General features: G+C 60.2%; 26 protein-coding genes. 12 read left to right on the top strand and 14 right to left on the bottom strand.

Translation table 11 applies throughout. The features are described from left to right. Positions 1-69: 69 nt before the first annotated feature. The 6 genes from KW849_RS24060 to KW849_RS24085 all read left to right on the top strand — a co-directional run bounded on the left by KW849_RS24060 (position 70) and on the right by KW849_RS24085 (position 7,807). A complete protein-coding gene (locus tag KW849_RS24060) occupies positions 70-2,103 on the top strand; it encodes an ABC transporter permease subunit (RefSeq protein WP_218431572.1) in 2,034 nt (677 codons plus the stop codon). Positions 2,104-2,118: 15 nt separating this feature from the next. Next, the gene (gene pstA / locus KW849_RS24065) at positions 2,119-3,789 is read left to right on the top strand and encodes a phosphate ABC transporter permease PstA (protein WP_218431554.1); all 1,671 of its coding nucleotides are present in this window, start codon (positions 2,119-2,121) and stop codon (positions 3,787-3,789) included. A 163-nt stretch (positions 3,790-3,952) separates the two neighbouring features. Further along, the gene (gene pstB, locus KW849_RS24070) at positions 3,953-4,786 is read left to right on the top strand and encodes a phosphate ABC transporter ATP-binding protein PstB (protein WP_007971742.1); all 834 of its coding nucleotides are present in this window, start codon (positions 3,953-3,955) and stop codon (positions 4,784-4,786) included. 111 nt (positions 4,787-4,897) lie between these two features. Then, complete coding sequence (gene phoU / locus KW849_RS24075) at positions 4,898-5,659, top strand: phosphate signaling complex protein PhoU (RefSeq protein WP_007992846.1); 762 nt, start codon at positions 4,898-4,900, stop codon at positions 5,657-5,659. A 167-nt stretch (positions 5,660-5,826) separates the two neighbouring features. Next, positions 5,827-6,729: a response regulator gene (locus tag KW849_RS24080; RefSeq protein WP_218431555.1), complete on the top strand. Its 903-nt coding sequence runs from the start codon at positions 5,827-5,829 to the stop codon at positions 6,727-6,729. Positions 6,730-6,910: 181 nt separating this feature from the next. Then, positions 6,911-7,807: a peptidoglycan DD-metalloendopeptidase family protein gene (locus KW849_RS24085; protein ID WP_218431556.1), complete on the top strand. Its 897-nt coding sequence runs from the start codon at positions 6,911-6,913 to the stop codon at positions 7,805-7,807. A 41-nt stretch (positions 7,808-7,848) separates the two neighbouring features. Here the strand turns inward: KW849_RS24085 and KW849_RS24090 are convergent, their stop codons facing one another. The 3 genes from KW849_RS24090 to phoB all read right to left on the bottom strand — a co-directional run bounded on the left by KW849_RS24090 (position 7,849) and on the right by phoB (position 11,364). Further along, positions 7,849-9,189 carry a hemolysin family protein gene (locus KW849_RS24090; protein WP_218431557.1) on the bottom strand — a complete coding sequence of 447 codons (1,341 nt, stop codon included), beginning with the start codon at positions 9,187-9,189 and terminating at the stop codon, positions 7,849-7,851. Positions 9,190-9,312: 123 nt separating this feature from the next. Next, a complete protein-coding gene (gene phoR / locus KW849_RS24095) occupies positions 9,313-10,599 on the bottom strand; it encodes a phosphate regulon sensor histidine kinase PhoR (RefSeq protein ID WP_256357357.1) in 1,287 nt (428 codons plus the stop codon). Between the two features lie 75 nt (positions 10,600-10,674). Next, positions 10,675-11,364, bottom strand: coding sequence for a phosphate regulon transcriptional regulator PhoB (phoB, locus tag KW849_RS24100; RefSeq protein ID WP_003229608.1), 690 nt, complete (start codon positions 11,362-11,364; stop codon positions 10,675-10,677). 155 nt (positions 11,365-11,519) lie between these two features. On the opposite strand from phoB, the gene KW849_RS24105 reads away from it, so the two are divergent. Continuing rightward, positions 11,520-11,903: a hypothetical protein gene (locus tag KW849_RS24105; protein ID WP_218431559.1), complete on the top strand. Its 384-nt coding sequence runs from the start codon at positions 11,520-11,522 to the stop codon at positions 11,901-11,903. A 60-nt stretch (positions 11,904-11,963) separates the two neighbouring features. On the opposite strand, the gene ubiA is transcribed toward KW849_RS24105, so the two are convergent. Next, positions 11,964-12,854 (bottom strand): 4-hydroxybenzoate octaprenyltransferase, encoded by an 891-nt coding sequence (ubiA, locus tag KW849_RS24110; protein ID WP_218431560.1) that lies wholly within the window; start codon positions 12,852-12,854, stop codon positions 11,964-11,966. Then, positions 12,854-13,417, bottom strand: a complete 564-nt coding sequence (locus KW849_RS24115; RefSeq protein ID WP_218431561.1) for a chorismate lyase — start codon at positions 13,415-13,417, stop codon at positions 12,854-12,856. The genes ubiA and KW849_RS24115 overlap by 1 nt, the downstream gene beginning before the upstream one ends. A gap of 200 nt (positions 13,418-13,617) precedes the next feature. Between KW849_RS24115 and KW849_RS24120 the strand changes: the two genes are divergently transcribed. From KW849_RS24120 to KW849_RS24130, 3 genes are all read left to right on the top strand, one after another. Further along, positions 13,618-13,788, top strand: coding sequence for a rubredoxin (locus KW849_RS24120; RefSeq protein WP_007995385.1), 171 nt, complete (start codon positions 13,618-13,620; stop codon positions 13,786-13,788). An 18-nt stretch (positions 13,789-13,806) separates the two neighbouring features. Then, positions 13,807-14,955: an NAD(P)/FAD-dependent oxidoreductase gene (locus KW849_RS24125; RefSeq protein ID WP_218431562.1), complete on the top strand. Its 1,149-nt coding sequence runs from the start codon at positions 13,807-13,809 to the stop codon at positions 14,953-14,955. A gap of 194 nt (positions 14,956-15,149) precedes the next feature. Continuing rightward, a complete protein-coding gene (locus KW849_RS24130) occupies positions 15,150-15,425 on the top strand; it encodes an HU family DNA-binding protein (RefSeq protein WP_003195589.1) in 276 nt (91 codons plus the stop codon). Positions 15,426-15,897: 472 nt separating this feature from the next. Here KW849_RS24130 and KW849_RS31490 read toward each other — a convergent pair whose 3' ends face one another. The 3 genes from KW849_RS31490 to KW849_RS24140 form a co-directional block, all read right to left on the bottom strand. Then, positions 15,898-16,359: a hypothetical protein gene (locus KW849_RS31490; protein WP_256357347.1), complete on the bottom strand. Its 462-nt coding sequence runs from the start codon at positions 16,357-16,359 to the stop codon at positions 15,898-15,900. Between the two features lie 27 nt (positions 16,360-16,386). After that, on the bottom strand, positions 16,387-17,310 hold the full coding sequence (locus KW849_RS24135) for a PAAR domain-containing protein (protein WP_256357348.1): 924 nt from the start codon (positions 17,308-17,310) through the stop codon (positions 16,387-16,389). Between the two features lie 264 nt (positions 17,311-17,574). Beyond that, positions 17,575-17,970, bottom strand: coding sequence for a DUF6124 family protein (locus KW849_RS24140; protein ID WP_218431573.1), 396 nt, complete (start codon positions 17,968-17,970; stop codon positions 17,575-17,577). Positions 17,971-18,534: 564 nt separating this feature from the next. On the opposite strand from KW849_RS24140, the gene KW849_RS24145 reads away from it, so the two are divergent. After that, entirely contained in the window at positions 18,535-18,906 is a 372-nt protein-coding gene (locus tag KW849_RS24145) for a helicase (RefSeq protein WP_218431563.1), read from the top strand. A gap of 156 nt (positions 18,907-19,062) precedes the next feature. Here KW849_RS24145 and KW849_RS24150 read toward each other — a convergent pair whose 3' ends face one another. The 6 genes from KW849_RS24150 to exbB form a co-directional block, all read right to left on the bottom strand. Next, positions 19,063-20,463, bottom strand: a complete 1,401-nt coding sequence (locus KW849_RS24150; protein WP_108218874.1) for an aminoacyl-tRNA deacylase and HDOD domain-containing protein — start codon at positions 20,461-20,463, stop codon at positions 19,063-19,065. 78 nt (positions 20,464-20,541) lie between these two features. Next, the gene (gene recG / locus KW849_RS24155; RefSeq protein WP_218431564.1) at positions 20,542-22,617 is read right to left on the bottom strand and encodes an ATP-dependent DNA helicase RecG; all 2,076 of its coding nucleotides are present in this window, start codon (positions 22,615-22,617) and stop codon (positions 20,542-20,544) included. Positions 22,618-22,626: 9 nt separating this feature from the next. After that, the gene (locus KW849_RS24160; protein WP_108218876.1) at positions 22,627-23,556 is read right to left on the bottom strand and encodes a hydrogen peroxide-inducible genes activator; all 930 of its coding nucleotides are present in this window, start codon (positions 23,554-23,556) and stop codon (positions 22,627-22,629) included. A 194-nt stretch (positions 23,557-23,750) separates the two neighbouring features. Further along, positions 23,751-24,500, bottom strand: a complete 750-nt coding sequence (locus KW849_RS24165) for an energy transducer TonB (RefSeq protein WP_218431565.1) — start codon at positions 24,498-24,500, stop codon at positions 23,751-23,753. After that, entirely contained in the window at positions 24,497-24,925 is a 429-nt protein-coding gene (gene exbD, locus KW849_RS24170; RefSeq protein ID WP_007989589.1) for a TonB system transport protein ExbD, read from the bottom strand. Before exbD ends, KW849_RS24165 begins: the two co-directional genes overlap by 4 nt. A gap of 6 nt (positions 24,926-24,931) precedes the next feature. Next, positions 24,932-25,876, bottom strand: coding sequence for a tonB-system energizer ExbB (gene exbB, locus KW849_RS24175; RefSeq protein WP_218431566.1), 945 nt, complete (start codon positions 25,874-25,876; stop codon positions 24,932-24,934). A 188-nt stretch (positions 25,877-26,064) separates the two neighbouring features. On the opposite strand from exbB, the gene KW849_RS24180 reads away from it, so the two are divergent. Beyond that, positions 26,065-26,922, top strand: coding sequence for an SDR family oxidoreductase (locus tag KW849_RS24180; RefSeq protein WP_218431567.1), 858 nt, complete (start codon positions 26,065-26,067; stop codon positions 26,920-26,922). The last annotated feature ends 34 nt before the right edge of the window (positions 26,923-26,956 follow it).

Below are 26,956 nucleotides of genomic sequence, written 5' to 3' on the forward strand. Positions count from 1 at the left end.
GCCTACGTCGTCGCGCCCCTGTTCCAGGGTGCCAGCCTGACCGCCAGGGACGCCATCACGCCAGCCTGGATGCAAGACGCCGGCAAGCCGCTGATGATCTCCCTGGAAGAGCAGAATCAGGTTGCGATGCGGGTTTCCGACAAGGGCCAGGCATTGTTTTTCGACATCGACAGTGGCGCTGAATTGAAGCGCGTCGATTTGTCGATCCCGGCCGGCACCACCGTGACCTCCATCGGAGAAGACCAGCCAGGTCACCCGCTGGTGGCTGTGGGTCTGTCCAACGGTCAGGCTCTGGTGTTCCGTCACACCTATAAAGTCAGCTACCCGGAAGGCAAGAAAACCATCACCCCGGCCGTCGAGTACCCGTACGGCGAAATGCCGATTGCGGTAAATGAAGCCGGCGGTGCGCTGGAGCACGTCAGCCTCAACGCTAACGATTCGACCCTGATGCTGGTCGGTGCCACCGGTTCACAACTCAATGTTCTGTCGCTGACCAGCGAAGAGAACATGATGACCGGCGAAGTCACCAACGAGCAGAAACGCATCGAACTGCCGCAGATGAACGAGCCGGTGAAGAACATCTTCGTCGACCCGCGTCAGCAGTGGCTGTACGTGATCAACGGGCGTGCCCAGGCCGATGTGTTCAGCTTGCGCGACAAGAGCCTCAATGGTCGCTACAAACTGCTTGAAGACGGTGAAGCGCAAGTCACCGCCAGCACCCAGCTTGTGGGCGGTATCTCGCTGATCATCGGTGACTCCAAAGGTGGCCTGGCCCAGTGGTTCATGGCTCGCGACCCCGATGGCGAGCAACGCCTGAAGCAGATCCGCACCTTCCAGATGGGCACCACGCCGATCGTTGAAATCACTGCTGAAGAACGCCGCAAGGGCTTCATTGCCCTCGACGCTTCCGGCAAACTCGGCGTGTTCCACAGCACTGCTCACCGCACCTTGCTGGTGGAGCCAGTCGCTGAAGGCCAAGGCGTTTTCGGTCTGTCGCCTCGCGCCAACCGCGTGATCGTGGAAGCCGGCGGCAAGTTGCACCCGCTGCTGCTCGACAACCCGCACCCGGAAGTATCGTGGAGCGCACTGTGGAGCAAGGTCTGGTACGAGAACTACGACGAGCCTAAGTACGTCTGGCAATCGACCGCTGCCAACACTGACTTCGAACCCAAGCTGAGCCTGTCGCCGCTGACCTTCGGTACCCTGAAAGCCGCGTTCTACGCCATGCTGCTGGCCGCTCCACTGGCCGTTGCCGCTGCGATCTACACCGCGTACTTCATGGCCCCGGGCATGCGCCGCAAGGTCAAGCCGGTGATCGAGCTGATGGAAGCGATGCCGACGGTGATCCTCGGTTTCTTCGCCGGTCTGTTCCTCGCACCGTATGTGGAAGGGCACTTGCCGGGCATTTTCAGCCTGTTGATGCTGCTGCCGATCGGCATTCTGGTCGCCGGTTTCACCTTCAGCCGCCTGCCTGAGTCGATCCGCCTGAAAGTCCCGGATGGCTGGGAAAGTGCGCTGCTGATTCCGGTGATCCTGTTTGTGGGCTGGTTGTCGCTGTACATGAGTCCGTTCATGGAGAACTGGTTCTTCGGCGGCGACATGCGCATGTGGATCTCCCACGACCTGGGTATCACCTACGACCAGCGCAACGCCCTGGTAGTCGGTTTGGCCATGGGCTTCGCGGTCATCCCGAACATCTACTCCATCGCCGAAGACGCCGTGTTCAGCGTGCCTCGCGGCCTGACCCTGGGCTCCCTGGCCCTCGGTGCCACGCCGTGGCAGACCATGACTCGCGTGGTGATCCTCACCGCCAGCCCGGGCATCTTCTCGGCGCTGATGATCGGCATGGGCCGTGCAGTCGGCGAAACCATGATCGTGTTGATGGCCACCGGTAACACCCCGGTCATGGAAATGAACCTGTTCGAAGGCCTGCGCACCCTGGCGGCCAACGTTGCGGTGGAAATGCCCGAATCGGAAGTCGGCGGCAGCCACTACCGCGTGCTGTTCCTCTCGGCGCTGGTGCTGCTGTTGTTCACCTTCGTCATGAACACCCTGGCGGAACTGATTCGTCAGCGTCTGCGCAAGAAATACTCGTCGCTTTAAGAAAGGTAGAAGTCTGTGAAACAGAACTCCCTGAAAGGATGGTTCAAGAGCGGCGCCCCCGGCGTCTGGATCAGCGGTGGCGCGGTGTCCATCGCGGTCATCATGACCATTGGCCTGCTGGCAGTGATTGCCGTGCGTGGCCTGGGTCACTTCTGGCCGGCGGATCTGATCCACGCCAGCTACGACGTGCCGGGCCAGGGCCAGCACCTGGTCATTGGCGAAGTGGTGCAGAAAGAAGAAGTGCCACGTGCCCGTCTGAAGAGCGCTGGCTTGCCAGTGCCTGACGAAGGCCCTGAGTTCATGACCCGCGAGCTGATCAAGGTCGGTAACCGTGACCTGAACGGCAACGACTTCACCTGGACCGTCGGCGAGTGGCTGACCAACCAGACGACACCGCCAGAGCTGATGGCCGTCGAGCGTCGTGAGTGGGGCAACTTCTACGGTTACCTGGTCAACGTCAAACAGGACGGCAAGGTCATCGCTGAAGGCGAAGCCGCGTGGCCTGAGTTGCAGGCCCGTGTCGACCGCGTGAACAAGCTGGCTGCACAGCTCAAGAACCTGGAAAAAACCGACATCGGTGCGATCAACGCCGGTCTCGAGCGCATCCGCTTGCACGGCCGCAAACTGGAACTGGATGGCCAGCTCGACGCCACCGCACAAGCGGACATGGAATCCGAGCGCGCCGAACTCAATGCTCGCTATCAGGATATTGAAGCGCGCCTGAGCGACCTGCACGCGCAGTTCAACCGCGACAGCCTGACCGCCCGCGATGCGAACGGTAAGGAAATCGAAATCGGTATCGGCAAAGTGGTGCACGCCTATCAGCCGAACGCCATGAGCACGACCACCAAGATCGGCTTCTACTTCAGCAAGGTCTGGGAGTTCCTGAGCGACGACCCGCGTGAAGCGAACACCGAAGGCGGGATCTTCCCGGCGATCTTCGGCACCGTGATGATGACCCTGATCATGGCGATGATCGTGACCCCGTTCGGCGTGCTGGCGGCGGTGTACCTGCGTGAATACGCCAAGCAGAACGCGCTGACCCGGATTATCCGCATCGCGGTGAACAACCTGGCGGGCGTTCCGGCCATCGTTTACGGCGTGTTCGGCCTGGGCTTCTTCGTCTACGTGCTGGGTGGCTCGCTCGACCGTCTGTTCTTCCCGGAAGCCTTGCCGGCGCCGACTTTCGGCACACCGGGCCTGCTCTGGGCCTCGCTGACCCTGGCGCTGCTGGCAGTGCCGGTGGTGATCGTGGCCACCGAAGAAGGCCTGGCGCGGATTCCTCGCACCGTGCGTGAAGGCTCGTTGGCCCTCGGCGCGACCAAGGCTGAAACCTTGTGGAAGATCGTGCTGCCGATGGCCAGCCCGGCCATGATGACCGGCATGATCCTCGCCGTGGCCCGCGCCGCGGGTGAAGTGGCGCCGCTGATGCTGGTGGGTGTGGTGAAGCTGGCGCCGTCGCTGCCGGTGGACGGTAACTACCCGTACCTGCACCTGGACCAGAAGATCATGCACCTGGGCTTCCACATCTATGACGTCGGCTTCCAGAGCCCGAACGTCGAAGCCGCGCGGCCATTGGTATATGCCACGGCGCTGCTGCTGGTGCTGGTGATCGCCACGTTGAACCTGTCGGCGGTGTACATCCGTAACCACCTGCGCGAGAAGTACAAGGCGCTGGATAGCTGATAACCCTGTAGGAGCGAGCTTGCTCGCGAAGAAGGTACATCCGACACATTTTTTGTGTCTGAACGACCATCGCGAGCAAGCTCGCTCCTACAGAAAGAATTGTGTAACCGCAGGCCAAGGCCAGCGGAAAACGAACCGAATTTGTTAGCACAGGGAGCCTCCCATGCAGCACGAAGCACATACCCACGGCATCAACATGTCGGCGCTGGGTCGCGACAAACAGAGCCTGAACCTCGAGCAGGAAACCGTGGCTATCGAAGTGCCGGGCCTGAGCCTGTTCTACGGCGAAAAACAAGCGCTGTACGACGTCAGCATGAACATCCCGAAACAGCGCGTGACCGCCTTCATCGGCCCGTCCGGCTGCGGCAAGTCGACGCTGCTGCGTACCTTCAACCGCATGAACGACCTGGTTGACGGCTGCCGCGTTGAAGGCGAGATCAACTTGTACGGCAACAACATCTACCGCAAGGGCGAAGACGTGGCCGAACTGCGTCGTCGCGTCGGCATGGTGTTCCAGAAGCCGAACCCGTTCCCGAAAACCATCTACGAAAATGTGGTTTACGGCCTGCGCATCCAGGGCATCAACAAGAAGCGCGTCCTCGACGAAGCCGTCGAGTGGGCGTTGAAAGGCGCGGCGTTGTGGGACGAAGTCAAAGACCGTCTGCACGAGTCGGCATTGGGTCTGTCCGGTGGCCAGCAGCAACGTCTGGTGATCGCCCGCACCATCGCCGTGGAGCCGGAAGTGCTGCTGCTCGACGAACCCTGCTCGGCACTCGACCCGATCTCCACGCTGAAAGTCGAAGAGCTGATCTACGAACTGAAATCCAAGTTCACCATCGTCATCGTGACTCACAACATGCAACAGGCGGCGCGGGTGTCTGACTACACCGCGTTCATGTACATGGGCAAGCTGGTGGAATTCGGCGACACCGATACCCTGTTCACCAATCCGGCGAAGAAGCAGACCGAAGACTACATCACCGGTCGCTACGGCTAGCAGTAGCCACAAGCCGCACGCTTCAAGCGGCAGGTCAGAGCGGTTCGGGTACGACACACATCAGCTTGCAGCTTGTAGCTTGCAGCTCACAGCTTTTGCGGAGCAGACAACATGATTTCTAAGGAAGGCCTTACACACCACATCTCCCAGCAGTTCAACGCCGAACTGGAGGAAGTGCGCAGCCACCTCCTGGCCATGGGCGGGCTGGTCGAGAAACAGGTCAACGACGCGGTGACCGCGCTGATCGAGGCCGACTCCGGCCTGGCCCAGCAGGTGCGCGAGATCGACGACCAGATCAACCAGATGGAACGCAACATCGACGAAGAATGCCTGCGCATTCTGGCCCGTCGTCAGCCGGCAGCGTCCGACTTGCGCCTGATCATCAGCATTTCCAAATCGGTGATCGACCTGGAGCGCATCGGTGACGAAGCGACCAAGATCGCCCGTCGCGCCATCCAGCTGTGCGAAGAAGGCGAAGCGCCGCGCGGTTACGTCGAGGTGCGCCACATCGGTGACCAGGTGCGCAACATGGTCCGCGATGCACTGGACGCCTTTGCCCGTTTCGACGCCGAGTTGGCGTTGTCGGTGGCGCAGTACGACAAGATCATCGACCGCGAATACAAGACCGCACTGCGTGAGCTGGCGACCTACATGATGGAAGATCCGCGTTCTATCTCGCGGGTTCTGAGCATTATCTGGGTGCTGCGTTCGCTGGAGCGTATCGGCGATCACGCACGCAATATCTCGGAGCTGGTGATTTACCTGGTGCGCGGCACTGACGTGCGGCACCTGGGTCTCAAGCGCATGAAGGAAGAAGTTGAAGGAACCAGTGGCGAAACCGCTAATGTTCCGGGCAAAACTGACGATAAGTAAGGTTGCCCAAGTAAAGCGCCCGGCCTTTTGGCCGGGCGTTTTTGTTTGCGGCTGACGAATTCGAAAAGCAGCACCCGCGAACGAAAAGTCCGGCGTGACTGAAGGTTTTTGGCAATGTGCCATCAGCAAGGCGGTATGCTGGCCGGGATTTTTTAAAGGGGTGGTGGATGAGTAAGGTCAGTGTGTTGGTCGTGGACGACGCGTCGTTCATTCGTGACCTGGTGAAGAAGTGCCTGCGCAATTATTTCCCGGGCATGCGGATCGAAGACGCGATCAATGGCAGAAAGGCCCAGGCCATGCTGGCCAAGGAAGCATTCGACCTGGTCCTGTGCGACTGGGAGATGCCGGAAATGTCCGGCCTGGAACTGCTGACCTGGTGTCGTGAGCAAGACAACCTCAAAACCATGCCCTTCGTGATGGTGACCAGCCGTGGCGACAAGGAGAACGTTGTCCAGGCGATCCAGGCCGGGGTGTCCGGTTACGTCAGCAAGCCGTTCACCAACGAGCAACTGATCACCAAGGTCAAGCAGGCGCTGCACAAGGTTGGCAAACTCGACGCCTTGATCAACGTAGCCGCGACCAAAACAAGCTCGGCATTCGGTAACGACTCCCTCGCTGCCTTGACCGGTGGCAAGGCACCCGTCGCCACGCCAACAGCCGCACCTGCACCGTCCAAAGGCCTGCTCAACAACCCGCCGATCAAGACGCCTGCGGCTTCTTCGGCACCTGCCAGCGGCCGTGGCCAGGGTCAACTGCGTTTGCCGAATGGCATCCAGCAATGTGTGATCAAGGCCTTGAGCCTCAAGGAAGCCCTGCTGGTGGTCAAGCGCTCCGAGACCCTGCCGCAGATCCTCGACAGCGCCGTGCTGGACCTGGAGCAGGGGGACAACGCCGAAGTCGCCCGCCTCAACGGCTATCTGCACGCCATCGTGGCCCACGAACCGAAGCCCGACAGCGACTGGCTGCAACTGACCTTCCGCTTTGTCGATCAGGATGCGCAGAAGCTCGATTACATTTCGCGCCTGATTGCGCGGGGTACGGCGCAGAAGCACTTCATTCCTGGCGCGTGATCTTCGTCGCTTGTGAAAGATCGCAGCCTGCGGCAGCTCCTACAGGTTTATGTGTACACCTGTAGGAGCTGCCGCAGGCTGCGATCTTTTGATCTTGTCTCTTTGAAACATCTGTCGACTACCCGGGTCCATTGCAGCTGCTAGGCTCAATCCCAGGCCTCACTCGACAGAATCCTTGCTCATGTTCACGCGCCTGCTGTTTTTATGTGGCCTGTTCATGGTCGCCACCTCGGCCATGGCTATGACCATCTACAAGTCCAAAGACGCTTATGGCGTGGTTTCCTACAGCGACCGCCCCAGCAAAGGCGCCCACGTGTTCGTTTTTCGCGATGGCATGGTCGAGCACCTTGAGCGCCAGGTGCGCCTCATCATCACGAAGAAGAACGGCGTGCACAGCGTGTACGTGCGCAATGATCTGTATGCGCCGGTAGAGGTCGAATTGAGTTTTGCCGGGGTGAAGAACGCCAGCGGTGTGCCGGGCGGGACGATTCGGCGCGTTATACCGCTACGCAGCAGCGTTCGCCTGGCGCAGCTCACGGCGACTAAAGGTGGAAGGCCCCTTGCGTACGTCCCGAAGTTCAAATACTCCCTGGGCGACCCCTCAGGGCCCATGGTGGGCTATCGGTACCCGTTGCCCTGGCGTGGCGGGCCATTCCGGATCACTCAGGGCGCCAATGGCCCCTACAGCCACTTCGGGCCCAAGAGCCGATATGCCATAGACATCGCAATGCCTGAGGGCACGCCGATCATTGCGGCACGGGGCGGAGTGGTGGTGAAAACCGAAAATCGCCAGAGCGGGCGCGGCACTGATGCATCCGGCAATTTCGTGCGGGTGCTGCACGATGACGGGACCATGGGCGTTTACCTGCACCTGAAGAAAGGCTCGGTCTGCGTTCGGGAAGGTCAGCGGGTACAGGTGGGCAGCGCCTTGGCGCTGTCGGGCAACACCGGTAATAGCACCGGGCCGCATTTGCACTTCGTGGTGCAGCGCAATACCGGGCTGGGGCTGGTATCGATTCCGTACCAGTTCAATCAGCCGGTCGGCGCGCTGCCCAACTTTGCGTTGGGCAAGCAGTGAAGCCTTGAAGCTTTGGGATCAATGCGGTTTAACGAATCGCCTCAATCGAGCATCAACACCTTGGCCAACACGATCTTCGGCCCTTTCATCTTCTTGATGATGATCCGCAGGCCTTCGACTTCCAGCACTTCTTCCTCTTCAGGAACGCGCTTGAGGCTCTCATAGACCAGCCCGGCAAGGGTTTCGGCTTCGACGTGGTCGAGGTCGATGCCCAATAGTCGTTCAACCTTGAACAGCGGCGTATCGCCCCGCACCAGCAGCTTGCCCGGCTGATACGCGAGGATCCCGCGTTCGGCCTTGCGGTGTTCGTCCTGGATGTCGCCCACCAGCACTTCCAGCACGTCTTCCATGGTCAGGTAGCCGATGATGTTGCCGTCGGCCTCTTCAACCACAGCGAAGTGCGAGCCGCCCTTGCGGAACTGCTCCAGCAACTGCGACAACGGCATGTGCCGCGACACGCGCTCCAGCGGTCGGGTCAGTTCGGCCAGGTTGAACGACTCGGGAATGTGGTCCAGCGCCGCCAGTTCCAGCAGCAGATCCTTGATGTGCAGCAGGCCGACGAACTCCTGGCGTTCGCTGTCGTACACCGGATAACGGCTGAATTTGTGGCGACGGAACAGCGCCAGGATTTCCTTGAGCGGTGCATTGAACTCGAGGGTGACCAGGTCTTCGCGGGAGTTGGCCCAGTCGACCACTTCCAGCTCGCCCATTTCCACCGCTGACGCCAGAACGCGCATGCCTTGGTCGCTCGGATCCTGGCCACGGCTGGAGTGCAGGATCAGTTTCAGTTCTTCGCGGCTGTAATGGTGCTCGTGGTGCGGGCCGGGCTCACCTTGGCCTGCGATGCGCAGGATCTGGTTGGCGCTGGCGTTGAGCAGGTAGATGGCCGGGTACATGGTCCAGTAGAACAGGTACAGCGGCACGGCGGTCCACAGCGACAGCAATTCGGGTTTGCGGATCGCCCAGGATTTCGGGGCCAGCTCGCCGACCACGATGTGCAGGTAGGAAATGATGAAGAAGGCGGTGAAGAACGAAACCGCCTTGACCACTTCAGCGGAATCTACGCCCACGGCGCTCAGTACAGGCGCCAGAAGGTGCGCAAACGCAGGCTCACCAACCCAGCCCAGGCCCAGGGAGGCGAGGGTGATACCCAATTGGCAGGCCGACAGGTAAGCATCGAGCTGACTGTGCACGGTGCGCAGGATGTGCCCGCGCCAGCCGTTTTTGTCAGCGATGGCCTCGACCCGGGTCGAGCGCAGCTTGACCATGGCAAATTCCGCCGCAACGAAAAATCCGTTGAGCAAAACCAGGATCAGAGCAAAAAGAATCATGCCGAAATCGGCGAAAATTGTAGCGAGGGTCAAGCCAGGGGAAGGGTCCATGATGGAGTTTTGCGGGTTCCGTGTATTCGAAAGGGAAGTAAAAACCGCGCCTGAAGGGCAGGCGCAAGTCAGCCAATGTAGCGGCTGACCGGCCAGTTGCCTAGTGGTGCGTGCTGACCGGTATCAGTCGGCGGTGCTGATAACCCGGGATTTGGTGACCTGGGCCGGGGCAAAGTGGCAGGTAAAGGTGCTGCCGTGGCCCGGTACGCTGCTGATTTCCATCCGTGCCCGATGCCGTAACAAGACGTGTTTGACAATCGCCAGCCCCAGGCCGGTGCCCCCGGTGTTGGAGTTGCGACTGGAGTCGACGCGATAGAAGCGTTCGGTCAGGCGCGGCAGGTGTTTGGCATCGATGCCGATCCCGGAATCCTGCACGCTCAGGTGCGCCCCCTGGTCATCGCCCCACCAGCGAATGCGGATATTGCCTTCGGCCGGGGTGTATTTCACCGCGTTGAACACCAGGTTGGAAAACGCGCTGCGCAACTCCGCTTCGCTGCCCTTGAGCAGAATCGTCGGGTCGGCTTCCAGGGTGATTGTCTGGTTTTTCTGGCCGGACAACTGCTGAGCATCGCTCTTGATCGATTGCAGCAAGCCGTCGATCGGCACCGGCTGGTTGTCCGACGGATAATCGGTGGCTTCCAGCTTGGCCAGCAACAACAGGTCGTTGAGCAAGGTCTGCATGCGTCCGCCTTGTTGCTGCATCTGCTGCAAGGCACGGCTCCAGCGCGGGTTCACCTCGTCGACGTTATCGAGCAAGGTTTCCAGGTAGCCGCAGATCACCGTCAGCGGTGTACGCAGTTCATGGGAAACGTTGGCGATGAAGTCTTTGCGCATTTGCTCAAGCTGATGGATACGCGTCACATCGCGCACCAGCATCAAGTGTTCGTTGTTACCGTAGCGGGTGATGTACAGCTGGATGCGCACGCGGTCGTTGGTCGGCGAAGGAATTTCCAGCGGCTCGGCGTAGCTGTCTTGCTCGAAGTATTCCTTGAAGCGCGGATGGCGCACCAGGTTGGTCACCGGCTGGCCGCTATCCTGCGGGGTCTTGAGGCCCAGCAGGGTTTCGGCGGCGCGGTTCCACCATTCCAGGTTGCCATCGCTGTCGAGCATGATCACCGCATCTTTCAGCGCGGCGGTGGATTCCTGAACCCGGTCGATCACCGCTTGCAGGCGCCCGCGTACCCGTTGGTCGCGGCGTTGCAGGTGGTAGATGCTGTCGAACACCTCGCCCCACAGACCGTAGCCGTCGGGTGGCGCTTCATCGGGTTTGTGCAGGCGCAGCCACTCGTGCAGACGCAGCAATTGCTTGAGGGTCCAGGCCAGGTAAAGGCCCAGGCCTGCGGCGAGGCTCCAGCCGTAATAACCGGTGATCAGGCCGATCACCAGGCAGGCGGTGACCAGCAGCAGCATGTGGCGGATCAGGGTGCCATGCCAGTTTTGGTTCACGAAAAAAATACGTCCTTGAAAGTGGAACCGCTGCGATCATCAGGCCTTGGTCGAGAACCGGTAGCCAGTGCCGCGCACGGTTTGTACCAGATTTTCGTAAGCATCGCCGAGGGCTTTGCGCAGGCGTCGAATGTGCACGTCAACCGTACGCTCTTCGACGTAGACGTTGCCACCCCAGACCTGATCCAGCAACTGGCCACGCGTGTAGGCGCGCTCCTGGTGGGTCATGAAAAATTGCAGCAGCCGGTATTCGGTCGGACCCATCTCGGCAGGACGGCCGTCGATGGTCACGCGGTGGCTGATCGGGTCCAGCAGCAGGCCGCCGACTTCGATTGGCGCCTCGCCATCGGTCGGGCCGGCGCGACGCAGCACGGCTTTCAGGCGCGCCACCAGCTCACGAGGGGAAAACGGCTTGGTGATGTAGTCGTCGGCGCCGACTTCCAGGCCCTGGATCTTGTTGTCCTCTTCACCCTTGGCGGTGAGCATGATGATCGGGATGTCCCCGGTCAGTTCATCACGCTTGAGACGACGGGCCAGCTCGATGCCGGACGTGCCGGGCAGCATCCAGTCGAGCAGGATCAGGTCCGGTTTGCGGTCGACGATAATGGCGTGGGCCTGCTGGGAGTTTTCAGCCTCCAGGCAGTCATAGCCGGCCATTTCCAATGCAACGGCGATCATTTCGCGAATAGGCGCTTCGTCGTCGACGATCAGAATGCTCCTGCCAACCATGCCCTTATTCCTCTTGTCATTTAACTGTCTTGCGCCGCATTAGATAACGGAATTATTGCAGTCGTGTGACAGTATTTTAGTCGGCCGGCGATTGGCTGGATCCTGGGCTAAGCTTTTAAGTCCGAATCCTGACAACCACAAAAGGAAGGTTTCAAATGAATCGACACTCGCAATCCCTCAAGGCCTTGCTGCTGGCCGCTGCCCTGGCATTGCCTTCGATGGCCTTCGCTGCCGAACCGGGCAAGATGACAGGCGGCATGATGACCGACGACAAAGGGATGACCCTGTACACCTTCGACAAGGACATGGGCGGCAAGTCGATGTGCAACGGCGACTGCGCCAAATACTGGCCGCCAATGATGGCGCCGGCGGGTGCCAAGGCCGAAGGTAAATGGACAGTCATCAAGCGTGACGATGGCAAGATGCAATGGGCCTATGACGGCAAGCCGCTGTACTACTACGAGGACGACAAAAAAGCCGGAGACATGACGGGTGACAAGAAAAAAGACGTTTGGCACGTCGTTCGCGAGCATATGTAACATCGCGAAAAGATTGCAGCCTTCGGTAGGCGCTGCCGCAGGCTGCGATCTTTTCAAAGGTCAACGCAGCGCGTAATCCAGCACAATCCCGACGAAAATCGCCAGGCCCGCCCAGTGATTGTGCAAAAACGCCTTGAAACAGCGCATCCGGTCCTTGCCTCGGGTGTACCAGAACTCCCACGCAAAACAGCCCGCCGCCGCCAGCAAGCCGAGATGGAACCAGCCACCGAGTTCGAACTTCGACCCGGCCAGCAACAAGCAGCCCAGCGCCAAGCCTTGCAAGGTCAGGATGATCACCCGGTCTGCATCGCCAAACAGAATCGCCGTGGACTTCACGCCGATCTTCAGGTCGTCATCGCGGTCAGTCATCGCGTAATAGGTGTCGTAACCCACCGTCCACATCAGGTTGGCGATCCACAGCAGCCACGCGACAGCCGGCAATTCACCGGTTTCGGCGGTAAAGGCCATCGGCATGCCCCAGGAAAACGCCGCGCCCAGTACCACTTGCGGGTAATAGGTGTAGCGCTTCATGAACGGGTAACTGAACGCCAGCGCCAGACCGCCCAACGACAGCCAAACGGTCGCGGCATTGGTGCACAGTACCAGCAGGAAACTCACGCCCATCAGCAATGCGAAGAACACCAGCGCCTCTTTAGAGCTGATCTTGCCGCTCACCAGCGGCCGCTGTTCGGTACGCTTCACATGGCCATCGACCTTGCGGTCCGCCCAGTCGTTGATCACGCAGCCGCCGGCGCGCGTCAGCACCACGCCGAGGACGAAAATCACAATGTTGGCCAAGGAAGGCGAACCCTTGCCGGCAATCCACAGCGCCCACAGCGTCGGCCACAGCAGCAGGTAAATGCCGATCGGCTTGTCCATGCGGGTCAGCTGAATGAAATCCCAGGCCCTAGGATTCAAGCGGTTCAAGGACTTGAGCAGGCTTTGGTACATCAACGGTTCTCCGATTGGGCGCAGGCGGCGTCCCACAGGGAAGGCAGGAATATTTCGGCCACCAAAACGCTCAAGGCGCCGCGGTCGAAGCGCGAGCGGCGCCCCCACAGTTCAGGCGATTGCACCTCGGCGGGCAGCCACGCTTGCGGATAATGGCAAACCTCGATGGCCCGGCGCTGGAAGGCCTGATCGCAAAACAGCAATTCGCCCAGCGAGCGGCTGCCCAGTTCGTCCATGTGCAAGCCGTCGCCTTGCAATGCACTGCGTGACGCCACGCTGCGCGCAAACACCCACGCCTGGCCGTGACCGCGCAAATACACCTCACGTACCCAGCCCTCACTGCCTTCGGCCAGGTCCAGCGCTGCGCATTCGTCGGCACGCAGGGGTTGCCAGCCTTCGAACATCGGCGAGACGCTGAAGGCATCATTCGACAGATGAATCAGACGTCTGGTCAGCGAGCCTTCGTCGAACAGCCAATCGAGGGTGGAGGCATCGGGGAGGGGCGCCAGTTCGCTGCGCGAGAGCCAGAGAGGAGCTGGAGAGGGGGATTCTGTGTGATGCACAATGAGTCATTATTGGCAGCAAATGAGGCGGCGAGCTTAACATGTCAGCCGCCGATATCGATTGAAATGGCCTGCCGTTGCGCCGAACAGGCTTGCATCTGACGGCCCCGATCAGTACAAAACGCGCTGAGTTGGACGGCAGTGCTACAACCATCGACCGTCCGGCCGGCAAAACGCCTGAACCCTGAGGAAGTACCTGAATGAAAAAGTGGCAATGTATCGTCTGCGGCCTGATCTACAACGAAGCCGACGGTTGGCCGGATGACGGCATTGCGCCGGGCACCCGTTGGGAAGACGTCCCGGCAGACTGGCTGTGCCCGGACTGCGGTGTGGGCAAAATGGATTTTGAAATGATCGAAATCGCTGCCTGAATAATTGAGGAGTAAGGAATGAACGCACCTGTCGTCATCATTGGCACCGGCCTGGCTGGCTACAACGTGGCCCGCGAGTTTCGCAAACTCGATAGCGAAACCCCGCTGCTGTTGATTACCGCCGATGACGGGCGCTCCTACTCCAAGCCGATGCTCTCCACCGGCTTCGGCAAAAACAAGGATGCCGACGGCCTGAGCATGGCTGAACCCGGCGCCATGGCCGAACAACTCAAAGCGGAAATACGCACCCACACCCGCATCAGCGGCATCGACCCGGGCCACAAACGCCTGTGGATTGGTGAAGAAGCGGTGATCTACCGCGACCTGATCCTGGCCTGGGGTGCCGAAACCGTGCGCGTGCCTATCGAAGGCGACGCGGCGGATTGCGTTTTCCCCATCAACGACCTGGAAGACTACGCACGCTTCCGCGCAGCGGCAGCCGGCAAGCGTCGCGTGCTGCTGCTCGGTGCCGGCCTGATCGGCTGCGAGTTCGCCAACGACCTGACCCTGGGCGGCTACGAAGTGCAACTGGTTGCACCATGCGAACAAGTCATGCCTACCCTGTTGCACCCGGCGGCCGCTGCTGCGGTACAGGCTGGCCTCGAAAGCCTCGGCGCGCGCTTCCACCTTGGGCCAGTGCTCAACCGCCTGCAACGCGTGGCTGACGGCCTGGAAGCGCACCTGTCCGATGGCCAGGTGATCCCGTGCGACGTAGTGGTCTCGGCCATTGGCCTGCGCCCACGGGTCGACCTCGCGGCAGCGGCCGGTCTGCAGGTCAGCCGCGGCGTCATGGTCGACCGGCACCTGAAAACCTCCCACGCCAACATCTACGCCCTGGGCGATTGTGCCGAGGTCGACGGGCTGAATCTGCTGTACGTCATGCCTCTGATGAGTTGTGCGCGAGCGTTGGCCCAAACCCTCGCCGGCAATCCGACCGCCGTCACCTATGGCCCGATGCCGATCACCGTCAAAACCCCGGTCTGCCCGTTGGTGGTATCCCCGCCGCCACGGGGCGCAGAGGGCATTTGGACCGTCGAAGGGCAGGGCGCCGACATCAAGGTGTTATGCCGTGATGCCGCGGGCAAGCTGCTCGGTTATGCCCTCACCGGCGCCGCCGTGATGGAAAAACTGGCCCTGAACAAAGAGCTTCCGGCTCTGTTGGCATAAATACCGGTCGTTCTGTCGGAATCACCCCCCTTTTGCCCTAACAATGGCCGCGCCGATACTGGCGCGGGGCCTCACTGCGTGCCATCCTCACTTCCGTCTGCCGCAGAGTAGAGCACCTGCGGCGCTTTTGGCGCTGCTCCGCAGAGAGCAGCACGGACATAACAACAACAAACCGTCAAAGGGGCTTCACTCACATGCGTAAACCAGACCTCGCCGCAGCCATTGCTGAAAAAGCAGACCTCACCAAAGAACAAGCCAACCGCGTTCTCAACGCCGTTCTTGAAGAAATCACCGGTGCCCTGCACCGCAAAGACAGCGTGACGCTGGTGGGCTTCGGCACCTTCCTGCAACGCCATCGCGGTGCCCGCACCGGCAAAAACCCGCAAACCGGTGAGCCCGTCAAAATCAAGGCCAGCAACACCGTTGCTTTCAAGCCTGGGAAATCGTTGAAAGATAGCGTTAATCCGTAATCCGTAATCCGTTTTCACCTCCCGCGTAGCGGGGGAGTGGAATAAAAAATGGGCACGCCAACCAGGGTTGGGTGCCCATTTTTTTTGAAGGGTTAATTGAGGATCCCTGACTGCCCTATTGCGACAAGCAGTACCATTGCACCTACAAGCCCAATAAAACTCCATTGCAGCATTACAAGGTGTCGCTTAAGTGGGAGGGGGAAGCTGTCTATGTCCTCAGAATTGGCTAGACCTCGTTTAAGGAAGAACCCCGGGAATGTAAGAATGCTAGAAATGTTTCCTACCAGCTGTAACCTGCCATAGAGAGTTGTGCGCCTATATATTCCGAAAGTCAGTAGAGACGAGCTGTTTTTGAAGTGTGACGACATCAAGTCACCCTTGGTATAACTCAGATACAAAGCTGTTCCAATGCAGATGAATTGACAAATAATAACCACGCCGCCCAAGCTGCCGATGATCATTTTAGCGGTAGTCATTTCATGGTCTCGTAAATTTGCTCTCCAACCATTTCACCGAGTACGCCACCAAACTCTCCTCCAGCATAAGAACCAATTCCCACGACCAGAATACTGCATGCCAATGGTGCAAAGCCGGCTGTAGGTACAGTTAGTGCAACACAGAGTCCACCCACTAAGGGAGCAGTCAAACCGCCAGCCAATACGCCGCCCCCAATCCCGTCAGCAAAGCTCCCTGCCTCAGTGAACTTGACTCGCTTGCAGGCCTCGGCATTGCCCGCTGTGCACACATCCTGCACCTTCATAGCTGACGCTCCGCCACCAACAGCGGTGCCGAGCCAACCGCCGTACTGAACGTACTTTGACGCCTTGGCGACACCCTCAAGATGAGAAGTGTATCCGGGTATATGCTGTGCGCTGCCGGCTTCGGTCCAACGGTGAACCAAACTGCGACTTGAAATACCCAGTGCACGCTTCAAGTTTGGATGATCAGGGAACCCAATGCCTTAACGTGTCAGGCTGGTCATATGGGTATCGAGCTTTGCAAATAGCTGTTGGCGCTCCGCAAAAAACGTCGGTGAACTCAGATGTCCATCGCGCAGAAATGAACGCTGATGCAACGCTTCGATGTCATTCAGGGTTTTACTGACGTTATCCAGGTTGTTTTTGAAAACGCTCGCGCCGATGCCGATAGCGTTCGAGCCATAGGTCAAGAAGGTCTGGATGGCATCACGGTGTTGCACCATGAAATCCGCCTCTTCCGGGCTGAGCGTTGCAAGCACTTGGTTAGTCCTGGCTGCCACATCCATGAGAAGGGCTTCTTCGCGGGTGCACTGGTAGTTGCTCGGGTCGCTCAGCACGATCATCGAGCCGGCTTTGACGTCGCGCAGATTGGGATTGAGCAGTTTGAATTTGCCCATCACCGCCGGGTCGCGCAGGGTGAACAACGAGGCCTCAAGCTGTTCGCGGGAGGTGCTCTTTGGAACGATGTAAAAGCCTGGCTCTACTGCCTGCGCGCTGTTGTCACGCATCGGCACGGGAGAGCTTGGTGCAGGCGCGTAGCTGGATGATCGTGACGCTAACGGAGCGCTGGCAGCGGTGGGCGCGGCCTGCGCGGTGGCGGTTCGCGTGGCGTGTGGTTCTGCACTGCGCTCGGACTTGTAGGTGCCCGTGGACTGCGATGGGATCAGCCCGGCTTTGCAAGGACAACTACTGAAGCTATCCAGCGACCCCGCCACCATCCTGCCGCTGCTTTTGATGAATGAAACACCGCCATTGATCACATAGAATTTATTGTCTTTACCGCAGGAAACCCGATCCCCGTCGCGCGCGTGCGCGAAGCCAAACATCATGATGTGAGTATCGGCTTCCAGAACCTCGCCACCGCAGGTGGTCTTGTCACCCTTGCGGATGAAGTATCCCTTTGTCATTGCTTGCACTCCGTGTCCATTCACGCGCAAGGCAAGGCACGTGCTGCGTTATATGAGTCGCACCGACTCAGGAATGAGCGGGCGAACACAAAGTACGTGGGCAGGAAAGTTATTCAAGACGGCGCAGGGAGAACAGGAAGCTTCCTACGCAGATTTGAGAAAGGGAGAAGTGAGTGGGAGTTGGCTTTTAAGGGCGGCAGCAGCGACTTGCCTTAAACCCCGATGGTGACGGCTCCGATCGGGGGCGTTTTCCTGCTTGGCGAGTTAGCAGGTTCGGCTTGATTTCTTCGTGAGAATCGCTGCCATTTCCGGTTCTTCCAGATGATCCAGCGCTTGCTCTACCAGCAAATGCACCCCGTCAGCCATGCGGCTGATCGCCAGGGCTACTGAGCGGCGTGAGCCGTCTACATCATCGGCCAGGTCAGCGGCGATGGCGCTGATGGACAGCAGATCTTCCGAGGCGTTGGCCAGGAGTGCTTCGGTGTTGATGTCCGGGCAGACACTGAAAAGTTGGCCGTTGCGTTTTGGTTGTTTCTGTTCGGTTTGGGTTGCATGGTGATTGGGGGCGCGTTCTACCGCTTGATGGAGCTCTTTGGTATTAAGGGCTTCGTAGCGGGTAGGGGCTTCGTTTACTGGGGGATTCGGTGTTGGCTTAATCATTGGAATCGTACCGATTTGAGGGCTAACACCATTTCGCTTGCACTTCGAAAGAGGTGGCAGCTGTGTATAGGTGTGCAAGACCGGAATCGGTAAACCGGCAGATCGGAAGATCTCCCACACACAGCCGCCATAACGATCCGCGAGCATAGAAAAACGCTCTAGGAATAGCCATTACCGATTGTGTGCCGATTCCGGACTTGCACGTCCGAGTCACCGATTTTGCGGTGACTTAAAGAGGTTATCGGTGCCGACCAAAATCGCCTAGTTCACGCATGGCCCGGCGTTTTGAAGGAAATGTCCGAGAAGTCTGCGGGGTGCAAGATCAAAAGATCGCAGCCTTCGGCAGCTCCTACAGGAATGTGTTTCTGCCGTTGTAGGAGTGTCACGGAAGACATTCCTACGCATGAGTGTGGGAACGATCAGTGAGACAGTATGAAAGCGTGACTTAGCGGTCATCATACGAGAAATATGGCTTATCTTCTTCTAACGCATCTGAAAGGTGGCGCTCAGTTGTTAAGTCGCTAAACTGCTCCGGCCGTTCATTTTTCTCTTGAGGCTGTGCGCATGAAATTTCGTTTTCTGCTGTGGATGCTGGGTTTGTTGATGGGTAAGGCCAGCCGGACCAATCCGGCGTTTCAGCAGCAGTTGGGTGATAAGGATCTGGTGTTTCAACTGCAGACCCTGGACGGGAAAGTGGCGCGGCAATTTCGCGTGAAGGACCGGCGCATCACCAGCCAATCGGGTGTGCATGCCGAGCCTGCCTTTGCGATTGCCTTTAAAGATGCCGCGTACGGCTTTGCCACGATGCAGGCGAAGAACAAGCAACTGGCGTTCATGACGGGGATTCAGGACAAGTCGATTCAGATCAAGGGCAACCCGGCGCTGGTGATCTGGTTCCAGGGGCTGACCAAGTATTTGAAGCCGAAGAAGGCGTAGGAGCGAGCTTGCTCCGGGCGGCGTTCCGACGAGAAACTCAAGTACCCCCGCGTTTATCCAGGATGCACGCGTCATCGTTGACGACCTTCGCGGGCAAGCCCGCTCCTACAGGATTCAGGTGATCCATGTGGGAGCGTGGCTTGCCCGCGTTGCTTTTCAGCCCTGAGTGAACTGCGAAGCCAGTTCGCGCAGCAGCACTTCGGCCTCGAGGACTTTGCTGACCACGTCGTTGGCTTTTTCGCGGCTCAGGCCAAGGCGTTCGAGCAGGGCGTCGGGGATGCCTTCGTCCGGACCAGAGCCAATGCCACGGCTGCGCAGCAGGCGTACAGACAGGCACACCAGGTTCGGGTATTCGGCGTAGGCGCCATCGTAGGCCGGGTCGTGCTGGAAGCGCAGGGCGGTGGCCAGTTCTTCAGGCATGTCCCAGAAACGCATCAGCCATGTGCCGATCTGTTCCCGGCTAATGCCCAGCAGGTGTTGTTCCACGAAGCTGTGGCACAGGTGCGGGTTGACCTCCAGGTGGCGGCAGATCAGTGAGAAGTGCGGCGGGAACACGTGGGCCAGCAGCAGGTAGCCGAAGTTGTGCAGCAGGCCGGCCAGGTAGGTCAGGCCGGCTTCCGGACGCTGGGCGCGAGGCATGGCGCGGGTCAGGCCTTCGATGACGGCGGCGGTGTAGATCGATTGCTGCCAGTACGGTGTGGAGTGTTGCGGGTGGTCCTTGGGCAGGCTCAGGGTTTTGCCCAGGGCCAGGCCCAGCGCCAGGTTGATCACCAGGTCGAAGCCCAGCACGCGCACGATGGCGTCTTCCACCGAGCGGATCTTGCCGGGTGAGGCGTAATACGGCGATGCCGCCCAGCTCACGACTTGAGCGGCCAGAGCCGGGTCGGTTTCGACCACGCCGGTGATGTCGTCGATGGTGGCGTTGGGGTCGACGCGCAGCTTGATGATTTTTTGCGCGGTTTCGGCCAGCGGCGGAATCTCGATGGTCGCTTCCAGGCGCTGCTGGATACGCCGTGCGGTGAACGCCTGGACGGCTTGGGTGATTTCCTCGCGGTCGTCATCGGGGCGGTCGAGGTTGGGGCGGATGCTGGTCAGGTTTTCGCCGAAATTGGCGGCGCTGGCCTTGGTCAGCATGGTCTTGAAGTCTTCGCTGGAGATTTCCAGCAGCACGCCCGGCTCACCGGAATTGACCAGCAGCTTTGGTTCGCGCAGCAGGCTTTCTTCGTACAGGCACGGCGAACTGGTGAGCGCCGGCAGGCCAGGCAACAGGCTCAGGTTGTGCTTGCCGAGCATTTTTTCCAGGCGTTCGACGGGTACGGCAGTGAGGCGGCGACCGGTGAGTTCGGTCAGGCGATTGAGGTCAAGCAACTGGCTCTGCGGGAACAACACCATCAACGCGCCGACGCTGTCATCCAGCAGAACGGCCTGCACTTTGCGCGCGGCATTGAGGCCGTGATGGTCCAGCACTTCTTCGTAGGCAATGGCCAACTTGCCCAGCATCAGCCGAATAACCGACGGAGCGTGCGGGGTGGCGGGTGCTTGGGCAACTTCGGTCATGGACTGTATCCGTTTCAAAACAATTGCAGGAGTATAACCAGCTTGCTCAAACCCATGGCCCGGAAACTGCGACGGTGCTTAGACTTGGCCGTATTGCTGCCCGTGACGTAGCCAGCGGTCGAGTAGCGGGCTGACGTGGGTTGGCCAGCGCTCAAGCAATGCCTGGGCGGCATCCCGTACGGCGGGCAACAAATCGGCATCGCGCATCAGGTCAGCGACTTTGAATTGAAGCAGGCCGGTTTGCCGGGTGCCGAGCATTTCGCCGGGGCCGCGCAGTTCCAGATCCCTTTCGGCGATGACGAAACCATCGTTGGTTTCGCGCATGATGCCCAGGCGCCGGCGGCCGATCTGCGACAGCGGCGGATGGTAGAGCAGCACGCAATGGCTGACGGCGCTGCCCCGGCCGACGCGGCCGCGCAGCTGGTGCAGTTGCGCCAGGCCCAGGCGCTCCGGGTTTTCAATGATCATCAAGCTGGCGTTGGGTACGTCCACGCCCACTTCGATCACCGTGGTCGCGACCAGCAGTTGCAGGTTGCCGGCCTTGAACTCGGCCATCACCGCGGCTTTTTCTGCGGGCTTCATGCGGCCGTGGATCAGCCCGACCTTCAACTCGCCGAGGGCAGCGGTGAGGTCTTCATAAGTGGTTTCGGCAGCCTGGCAGGTCAACTCTTCCGACTCTTCGATCAGTGTGCAAACCCAATAGGCCTGGCGCCCTTCGGCGCAAGCGCTGCGTACCCGCTCGATGACTTCGACCCGGCGGGTGTCGGTGATCAGTACGGTGTTGACCGGAGTTCGGCCCGGCGGCAGTTCGTCGAGGATCGAGGTGTCGAGATCGGCGTAGGCGCTCATGGCCAGCGTGCGCGGAATCGGCGTGGCGGTCATGATCAACTGGTGCGGGCACATGCGCCCGCCGGCGCCCTTCTGCCGCAAGGCCAGACGCTGCTGCACGCCGAAGCGATGCTGCTCGTCGATGATCACCAGCGCCAGGTTCTTGAATTGCACTTCATCCTGGAACAGCGCGTGAGTACCAACCACCATCGGTGTGCCGCTGGCGATTTGCTCCAGCGCAGCCACGCGGTTCTTGCCCTTGAGCTTGCCGGCCAGCCACGCGACTTCGATGCCCAGCGGTTCGAGCCAGCGCTTGAACGTGATGAAGTGCTGCTCGGCGAGAATCTCGGTGGGCGCCATCAGCGCGACCTGATAGCCGGCCTCCAGCGCTTGCAGCGCGGCGAGCGCGGCGACCACGGTTTTGCCGGCGCCAACGTCGCCCTGGATCAGCCGCAGCATGGGTTCGTGCTGACTGAGGTCGTAAGCGATTTCGTTGCCGACCCGTTGCTGGGCACCGGTCGGGTTGAAGCCGAGGTTGGCCAGGTATTTGGCCGGCAGTTGGGTGGCTTTGGGCATTGCCGGCGCGCGCAGGGAGCGCATGCTTTCACGTAGGCGTTGTTGCGACAATTGATGGGTCAGCAGTTCCTCGAAGGCCAGACGGTGCTGCGCCCAGTGGTGACCGAGGGCCAGTTCATCGACGTCGGCATCGGCGGGTGGGTTGTGCAGGTAGCGGATCGCATCGGCCAGTGGCGCCAATTGGTAGTCGCGAGCCAGTTCGTTCGGCAGCCAGTCGGGCAGGCTGCTGGGGCCGAGCAGGGTGAGGGTCTGCATGCACAACTGGCGCAAGCGCTGTTGGGTCAGGCCTTCGGTGAGCGGGTAGACCGGGGTCAGGGTTTCATCCACCGGCGGCGGTTCGTCGCCGGTGATGGCGCGGTATTCCGGATGGTAGATCTCCAGCCCCGAAGCACCGGGCCGTGCTTCGCCGTAACAGCGAATTCGCGTGCCGCGCTTGAGGCCTTCTTTCTGCGCGTTGCTGAAATGGTAGAAACGCAGGCTGAGTCCGCCGGTACCGTCCTGCAAGCGCACGACCAGGCTGCGTCGCCGGCCCATGACCACGTCGGCGCCGCTGACGGTGCCTTCGATGACCGCGTCCTGTCCGGGTCGCAATGCGCCAATCGGAACCACGCGGGTGCGGTCCTGATAGCGCAGCGGCAGGTGAAACAGCACGTCCTGGAGGTTTTCCAGGCCGACCTTGGCCAGTTTCTCGGCCATGGCTTCACCGACACCCTTGAGTGCCGTCACCGACACTTGCGACAACTCGCTCATGACCGTTGCTTAGCCCGCAGCGACTTGTGCCGCTGGCTTGGCCACCGAGCACAGGCGAATGGAGTCGGCGAGGATTTCAATCGCCTTCGGACGCGGGAAGCTCGCGCGCCAGGCAATGGCCACGGTGCGGAACGGTACGGGTGCCGAGAGCGGGCGCACTTCAATCACGCCCGGGGCGTAGTGATGGCTGTCGACTGCCGATAACGGCAGGATCGAAATACCCAGGCCGGACGCGACCATGTGGCGAATGGTTTCCAGGGAGCTGGATTCCACCGTGGTGTGCTTGGCGCCGTCGTTGCCTTTGGTCAGGGTCGGGCAGGCTTCCAGTACCTGATCGCGGAAGCAGTGACCTTCGCCGAGCAGCAGCAGGCTCTTGTCGTTGAGCAGGTTGGCGTCGATGGATTCTTTTTGCGTCCACGGGTGCTGGGCCGGCATCAGTACGTAGAAGGGCTCGTCGTAGAGTTGCAGGGTCAGCACGTCGGCTTCATTGAACGGCAGGGCGATGATGATCGCGTCGAGCTCGCCGTTGCGAAGTTTGTCGCGCAGCACGTGGGTGAAGTTTTCCTCGATGTACAACGGCATCTGCGGGGCGACCCGGTGCAGTTGTGGAATCAGGTGCGGAAACAGGTAAGGCCCGACGGTGTAGATCGCGCCGACTTTGAGCGGGGCGGTCAGTTGATTCTTGCCGGCCTGGGCCAGTTCGCGGATGCCCTGGGCTTGTTCCAGCACTTTCTGCGCTTGGGCGACGATGCCTTCGCCAACCGGGGTCAGGCGCACGGCACTTTTGCTGCGCTCGAAAATCAGCACACCGAGTTCGTCTTCAAGCTTTTTCACGCCCACCGAAAGGGTCGGCTGGCTGACGTGGCAACGCTCGGCCGCGTGGCCGAAGTGCTGCTCTTGGGCGAGGGTAACGATGTAGCGTAATTCTGTAAGAGTCATAGCAAGCGTCCATGAAGTTGCGGGCCAAGCATACCGGCTGCAATCGATAGACGCACGTTATCAGACTGTACGTGTCGAGTGACACTGGGCAATGCGAAAGGCAAAAAAGATCGCAGCCTGCGGCAGCTCCTACAGGGATCACATTAACCCGTGTAGGAGCTGCCGCAGGCTGCGATCTTTTGATCTGCTGCTTTTTACCGCCGGCGTTTTTCCAGCGAATAAACAAACGGTGCAACGATTTCGATGGAGCCGTTAGTCAGCATGTCGGCCGGTGGCTTGGGCAGCGGTTGAGCGCGGCGGATCATTTCCAGGGTGGCCCGGTCCAGATCGGCAGTGCCCGAGGCGCCTATCAGCTCAAACGACAACACATTGCCTTCGGCATCCACGACGAAACGCAGACGGTTCATGCCTTCCTTGCCCCGCGCCTGGGCACTTGCCGGGTACTTCTTGTACTTCTGCAGGTGCGCCAGCAAGGTGCCTTGCCAGCTGGCCTTGGCCGCCAGTTGAGCCGGCGAAGGGCCGGGCGCAGGCTGGGCGGATTTCTCCGTTGGCGTCTGAGTCTGTTGCGTTTCGGCTGGTTTCTCTTCGGCCGGCTTTTCCTTCGGCGGTTCGGGTTTCTTCTCTACCGGCTTGGGCGGCTGCGGCTTCGGCTTGGGTTTGACCGGCTTGGGCACGGCAATTTCAGCTTTCGGCGCTTCAGCGAGCTTGGGTATCGGCAGTTCTTCAACCGGAGCCGGTGGCTGCGGCGGGGTGACGACCTTCGGCGGAGCAGGCGGTGGCGGGGCAGGAACCGGTGCCAGCTCGACCATCATTGCCTGAGGGGGCAATTCGATGGGCGGACGGGCGGACCAGTTCAGCGCCAGCGCGATGGCCAGCGCGTGAACACCCAACACCACGGCCAGGCTACCGCTGTAACGCGTCAGCTTATGGCGCGTCGTGATCATTTTTTGGCTGCCGTCTCGAGTCCGACCAGACCGACTTTCAGGTAACCGGCAGAGCGCAGGTTGTCCATCACGCTCATCAGGTCGCCGTAATCCACGCCTTTGTCGGCCTGGAAGAAGATTGTCGTGTCTTTCTTGCCCTGGGTTTTGGCGTCGAGCGTGGCACCGAGTGCTTCGGCCTTCACTTCGTCTTCGCCGAGGAACAGGCGCTGGTCAGCCTTGACGCTGAGGAACACCGGTTTCTCTGGCCGCGGCGCCGGCTTGGCGGTCGAGGCGGGCAGGTCGACCTTGATGTCCACGGTGGCCAGAGGGGCCGCCACCATGAAGATGATCAAAAGCACCAGCATCACGTCGATGAACGGCGTGACATTGATTTCGTGGTTTTCGGACAGATCGTCGTCTGCCCCTTCCTTCAAATGCAGGCCCATGGCCGATTACCCCACTTTCACCATGTGCGGTTGCGAGCTGCGCTCAGGCTGGTGGTCGAGGTCACGGCTGACCAGCAGCAGGACCTGTGCCGAAGCGTCGGACACCTGGGCCTTGTAGCCGGCAATGGAGCGGGCAAAAACGTTGTAGATCACGACTGCAGGGATCGCTGCAACCAGGCCCATCGCGGTAGCCAGCAGGGCTTCGGCGATGCCTGGCGCGACGACGGCGAGGTTGGTGGTCTGGGTTTTGGCAATGCCGATGAAGCTGTTCATGATGCCCCACACGGTGCCGAACAGGCCGACGAACGGCGCAGTCGAGCCGATGGTCGCCAATACGCCGGTACCGCTGCTCATGTTGCGACCGCAGGCCGCGACCAGGCGCTCAAGACGGAAGCTGACGCGTTCCTTGATGCCTTCTTTCTCACGGCTGTTGACCGACAGGCGCATCTCTTCGAGGGCGTCATGCACCAGCAGGTTGGCCAGGGTGCCTTCCTTCGCCGCAGTGGCGCTGGCTTCCTTGAGGGAGGCGGATTTTTTCAGTTGGGCGATTTCATCGCGCAGACGACGCTTGGCGCCCATCAACTCAAGGCCCTTGGCGATCCAGATGGTCCAGGTGATGATCGAAGCAATGGCCAGGCCGATCATCACGATTTTCACGATGATGTCGGCATTCTTGTACATGCCCCACGGCGACAGGTCATGGGCCATGCCCAGGGTGTTGTCGGCTTCGAGGACTTCAGGAACGTCTTCACCCAAGGTTTCTGCCGGTGCTGCCTGGGCAGGATCGGTCGCGGCCGGTGCAGGTGCTGTAGCGGCGGCCGGAGTAGCGGATACCTGGGCATCGGCGAAAGCGGTGACTGGTGCGAGCATCAGGCTGAGGAGCAGGGCAGCCACCGCGCTCCAGGCGCGAGGTCGTTTGGTTGGCGAAGCGGGGAATTGATTGCGTGTCATGCTGGCCGGACCTGAGAGAAAAAACGGGTGATGTTCTTCCAGGCCTCGAAAGGCCGAGAACAAAAGTGGGGTGCATTATTGCAAGTAATTCTTGTTAACAGAAGTAATAGCGTCTCTTTTTTTCCTGCATTGCTAGCCGCCTGTCTATTGCCGGCGCTAGTCTGTGGCTTTCCGATGGGAGTTTTCTGATGTCTGCGCCTACTGTTTTGATCGCCGGCTGCGGTGATGTCGGCAGCCGCCTGGCCACACAACTGCTGACGGCTGGGTGGGAGGTTCACGGCCTGCGACGCGACGTTTCACGCCTGCCCAAGGGCGTCATCGGTGTTGCCGGTGACCTGTTCAACAAAGACTGCCCAGCCACTTGGCCAATCGGTGCCGTGGATTACCTGGTGTATTGCGCGGCGGCCACCGATCACGACGAAGCCGGTTACCGCGCTGCGTATGTCCAGGGCCTGGAGCATGTGCTGGAGTGGCTGAACGACTACGGGCAGATGCCCAATCGCCTGTTGTTTGTTTCCAGTAGCAGTGTTTACGGGCAACAGGAGGGCGAGTGGGTCGACGAAACTTCGCCAGCCGTGGCGGCAGGTTATTCCGGACGTGTGATGCTCGAAGCCGAGCAACTTGCCCTTAAAAACGGCATTCCGGCCAGTATCGTGCGCTTGACCGGTATTTACGGCCCTGGTCGTGAATGGCTGCTGACGCAGGTGCGCCGGGGTTATCGCGTGGCGGTCGAACCACCGTTGTATGCCAACCGGATTCATGCGGACGATGCCGCGGGGTTGATGGCGTGCCTGCTTGAGGCGGATCGACGTGGTGTGGCGCTGGATGATATCTACATCGGCGTCGATGACGCACCGGCAGCGCTGGCGGATGTGGTGGGCTGGTTGCGCGAGTATCTGGGTGTGACCGAATGGGCTGATGACGACAGCGTGCGACGCACTGGCAGCAAACGGTGCAGTAATGCGCGGGCTAAAGCCTTGGGCTGGACGCCGAAGTATCCGAGTTTCCGCGAGGGGTATGCGGCGATTCTGGAAGGGCGCTGTTAGCTGCTAATAGCAAAAGATCGCAGCCTTCGGCAGC

Source organism: Pseudomonas sp. PDM26 (assembly GCF_019219185.1).
Classification (GTDB): Bacteria; Pseudomonadota; Gammaproteobacteria; order Pseudomonadales; family Pseudomonadaceae; genus Aquipseudomonas.

Coding starts and splice junctions, on each gene's coding strand:
- KW849_RS24060 (WP_218431572.1), top strand. CDS start 70: ATGCAAGACGCCGGCAAGCCGCTGATGATCTCCCTGGAAGAGCAGAAT.
- pstB (WP_007971742.1), top strand. CDS start 3,953: ATGCAGCACGAAGCACATACCCACGGCATCAACATGTCGGCGCTGGGT.
- phoU (WP_007992846.1), top strand. CDS start 4,898: ATGATTTCTAAGGAAGGCCTTACACACCACATCTCCCAGCAGTTCAAC.
- KW849_RS24080 (WP_218431555.1), top strand. CDS start 5,827: ATGAGTAAGGTCAGTGTGTTGGTCGTGGACGACGCGTCGTTCATTCGT.
- KW849_RS24085 (WP_218431556.1), top strand. CDS start 6,911: ATGTTCACGCGCCTGCTGTTTTTATGTGGCCTGTTCATGGTCGCCACC.
- KW849_RS24090 (WP_218431557.1), bottom strand. CDS start 9,189: ATGGACCCTTCCCCTGGCTTGACCCTCGCTACAATTTTCGCCGATTTC.
- phoR (WP_256357357.1), bottom strand. CDS start 10,599: ATGCTGCTGCTGGTCACCGCCTGCCTGGTGATCGGCCTGATCACCGGT.
- phoB (WP_003229608.1), bottom strand. CDS start 11,364: ATGGTTGGCAGGAGCATTCTGATCGTCGACGACGAAGCGCCTATTCGC.
- KW849_RS24105 (WP_218431559.1), top strand. CDS start 11,520: ATGAATCGACACTCGCAATCCCTCAAGGCCTTGCTGCTGGCCGCTGCC.
- ubiA (WP_218431560.1), bottom strand. CDS start 12,854: ATGTACCAAAGCCTGCTCAAGTCCTTGAACCGCTTGAATCCTAGGGCC.
- KW849_RS24120 (WP_007995385.1), top strand. CDS start 13,618: ATGAAAAAGTGGCAATGTATCGTCTGCGGCCTGATCTACAACGAAGCC.
- KW849_RS24125 (WP_218431562.1), top strand. CDS start 13,807: ATGAACGCACCTGTCGTCATCATTGGCACCGGCCTGGCTGGCTACAAC.
- KW849_RS24130 (WP_003195589.1), top strand. CDS start 15,150: ATGCGTAAACCAGACCTCGCCGCAGCCATTGCTGAAAAAGCAGACCTC.
- KW849_RS24135 (WP_256357348.1), bottom strand. CDS start 17,310: ATGACAAAGGGATACTTCATCCGCAAGGGTGACAAGACCACCTGCGGT.
- KW849_RS24140 (WP_218431573.1), bottom strand. CDS start 17,970: ATGATTAAGCCAACACCGAATCCCCCAGTAAACGAAGCCCCTACCCGC.
- KW849_RS24145 (WP_218431563.1), top strand. CDS start 18,535: ATGAAATTTCGTTTTCTGCTGTGGATGCTGGGTTTGTTGATGGGTAAG.
- KW849_RS24150 (WP_108218874.1), bottom strand. CDS start 20,463: ATGACCGAAGTTGCCCAAGCACCCGCCACCCCGCACGCTCCGTCGGTT.
- recG (WP_218431564.1), bottom strand. CDS start 22,617: ATGAGCGAGTTGTCGCAAGTGTCGGTGACGGCACTCAAGGGTGTCGGT.
- KW849_RS24160 (WP_108218876.1), bottom strand. CDS start 23,556: ATGACTCTTACAGAATTACGCTACATCGTTACCCTCGCCCAAGAGCAG.
- KW849_RS24165 (WP_218431565.1), bottom strand. CDS start 24,500: ATGATCACGACGCGCCATAAGCTGACGCGTTACAGCGGTAGCCTGGCC.
- exbD (WP_007989589.1), bottom strand. CDS start 24,925: ATGGGCCTGCATTTGAAGGAAGGGGCAGACGACGATCTGTCCGAAAAC.
- exbB (WP_218431566.1), bottom strand. CDS start 25,876: ATGACACGCAATCAATTCCCCGCTTCGCCAACCAAACGACCTCGCGCC.
- KW849_RS24180 (WP_218431567.1), top strand. CDS start 26,065: ATGTCTGCGCCTACTGTTTTGATCGCCGGCTGCGGTGATGTCGGCAGC.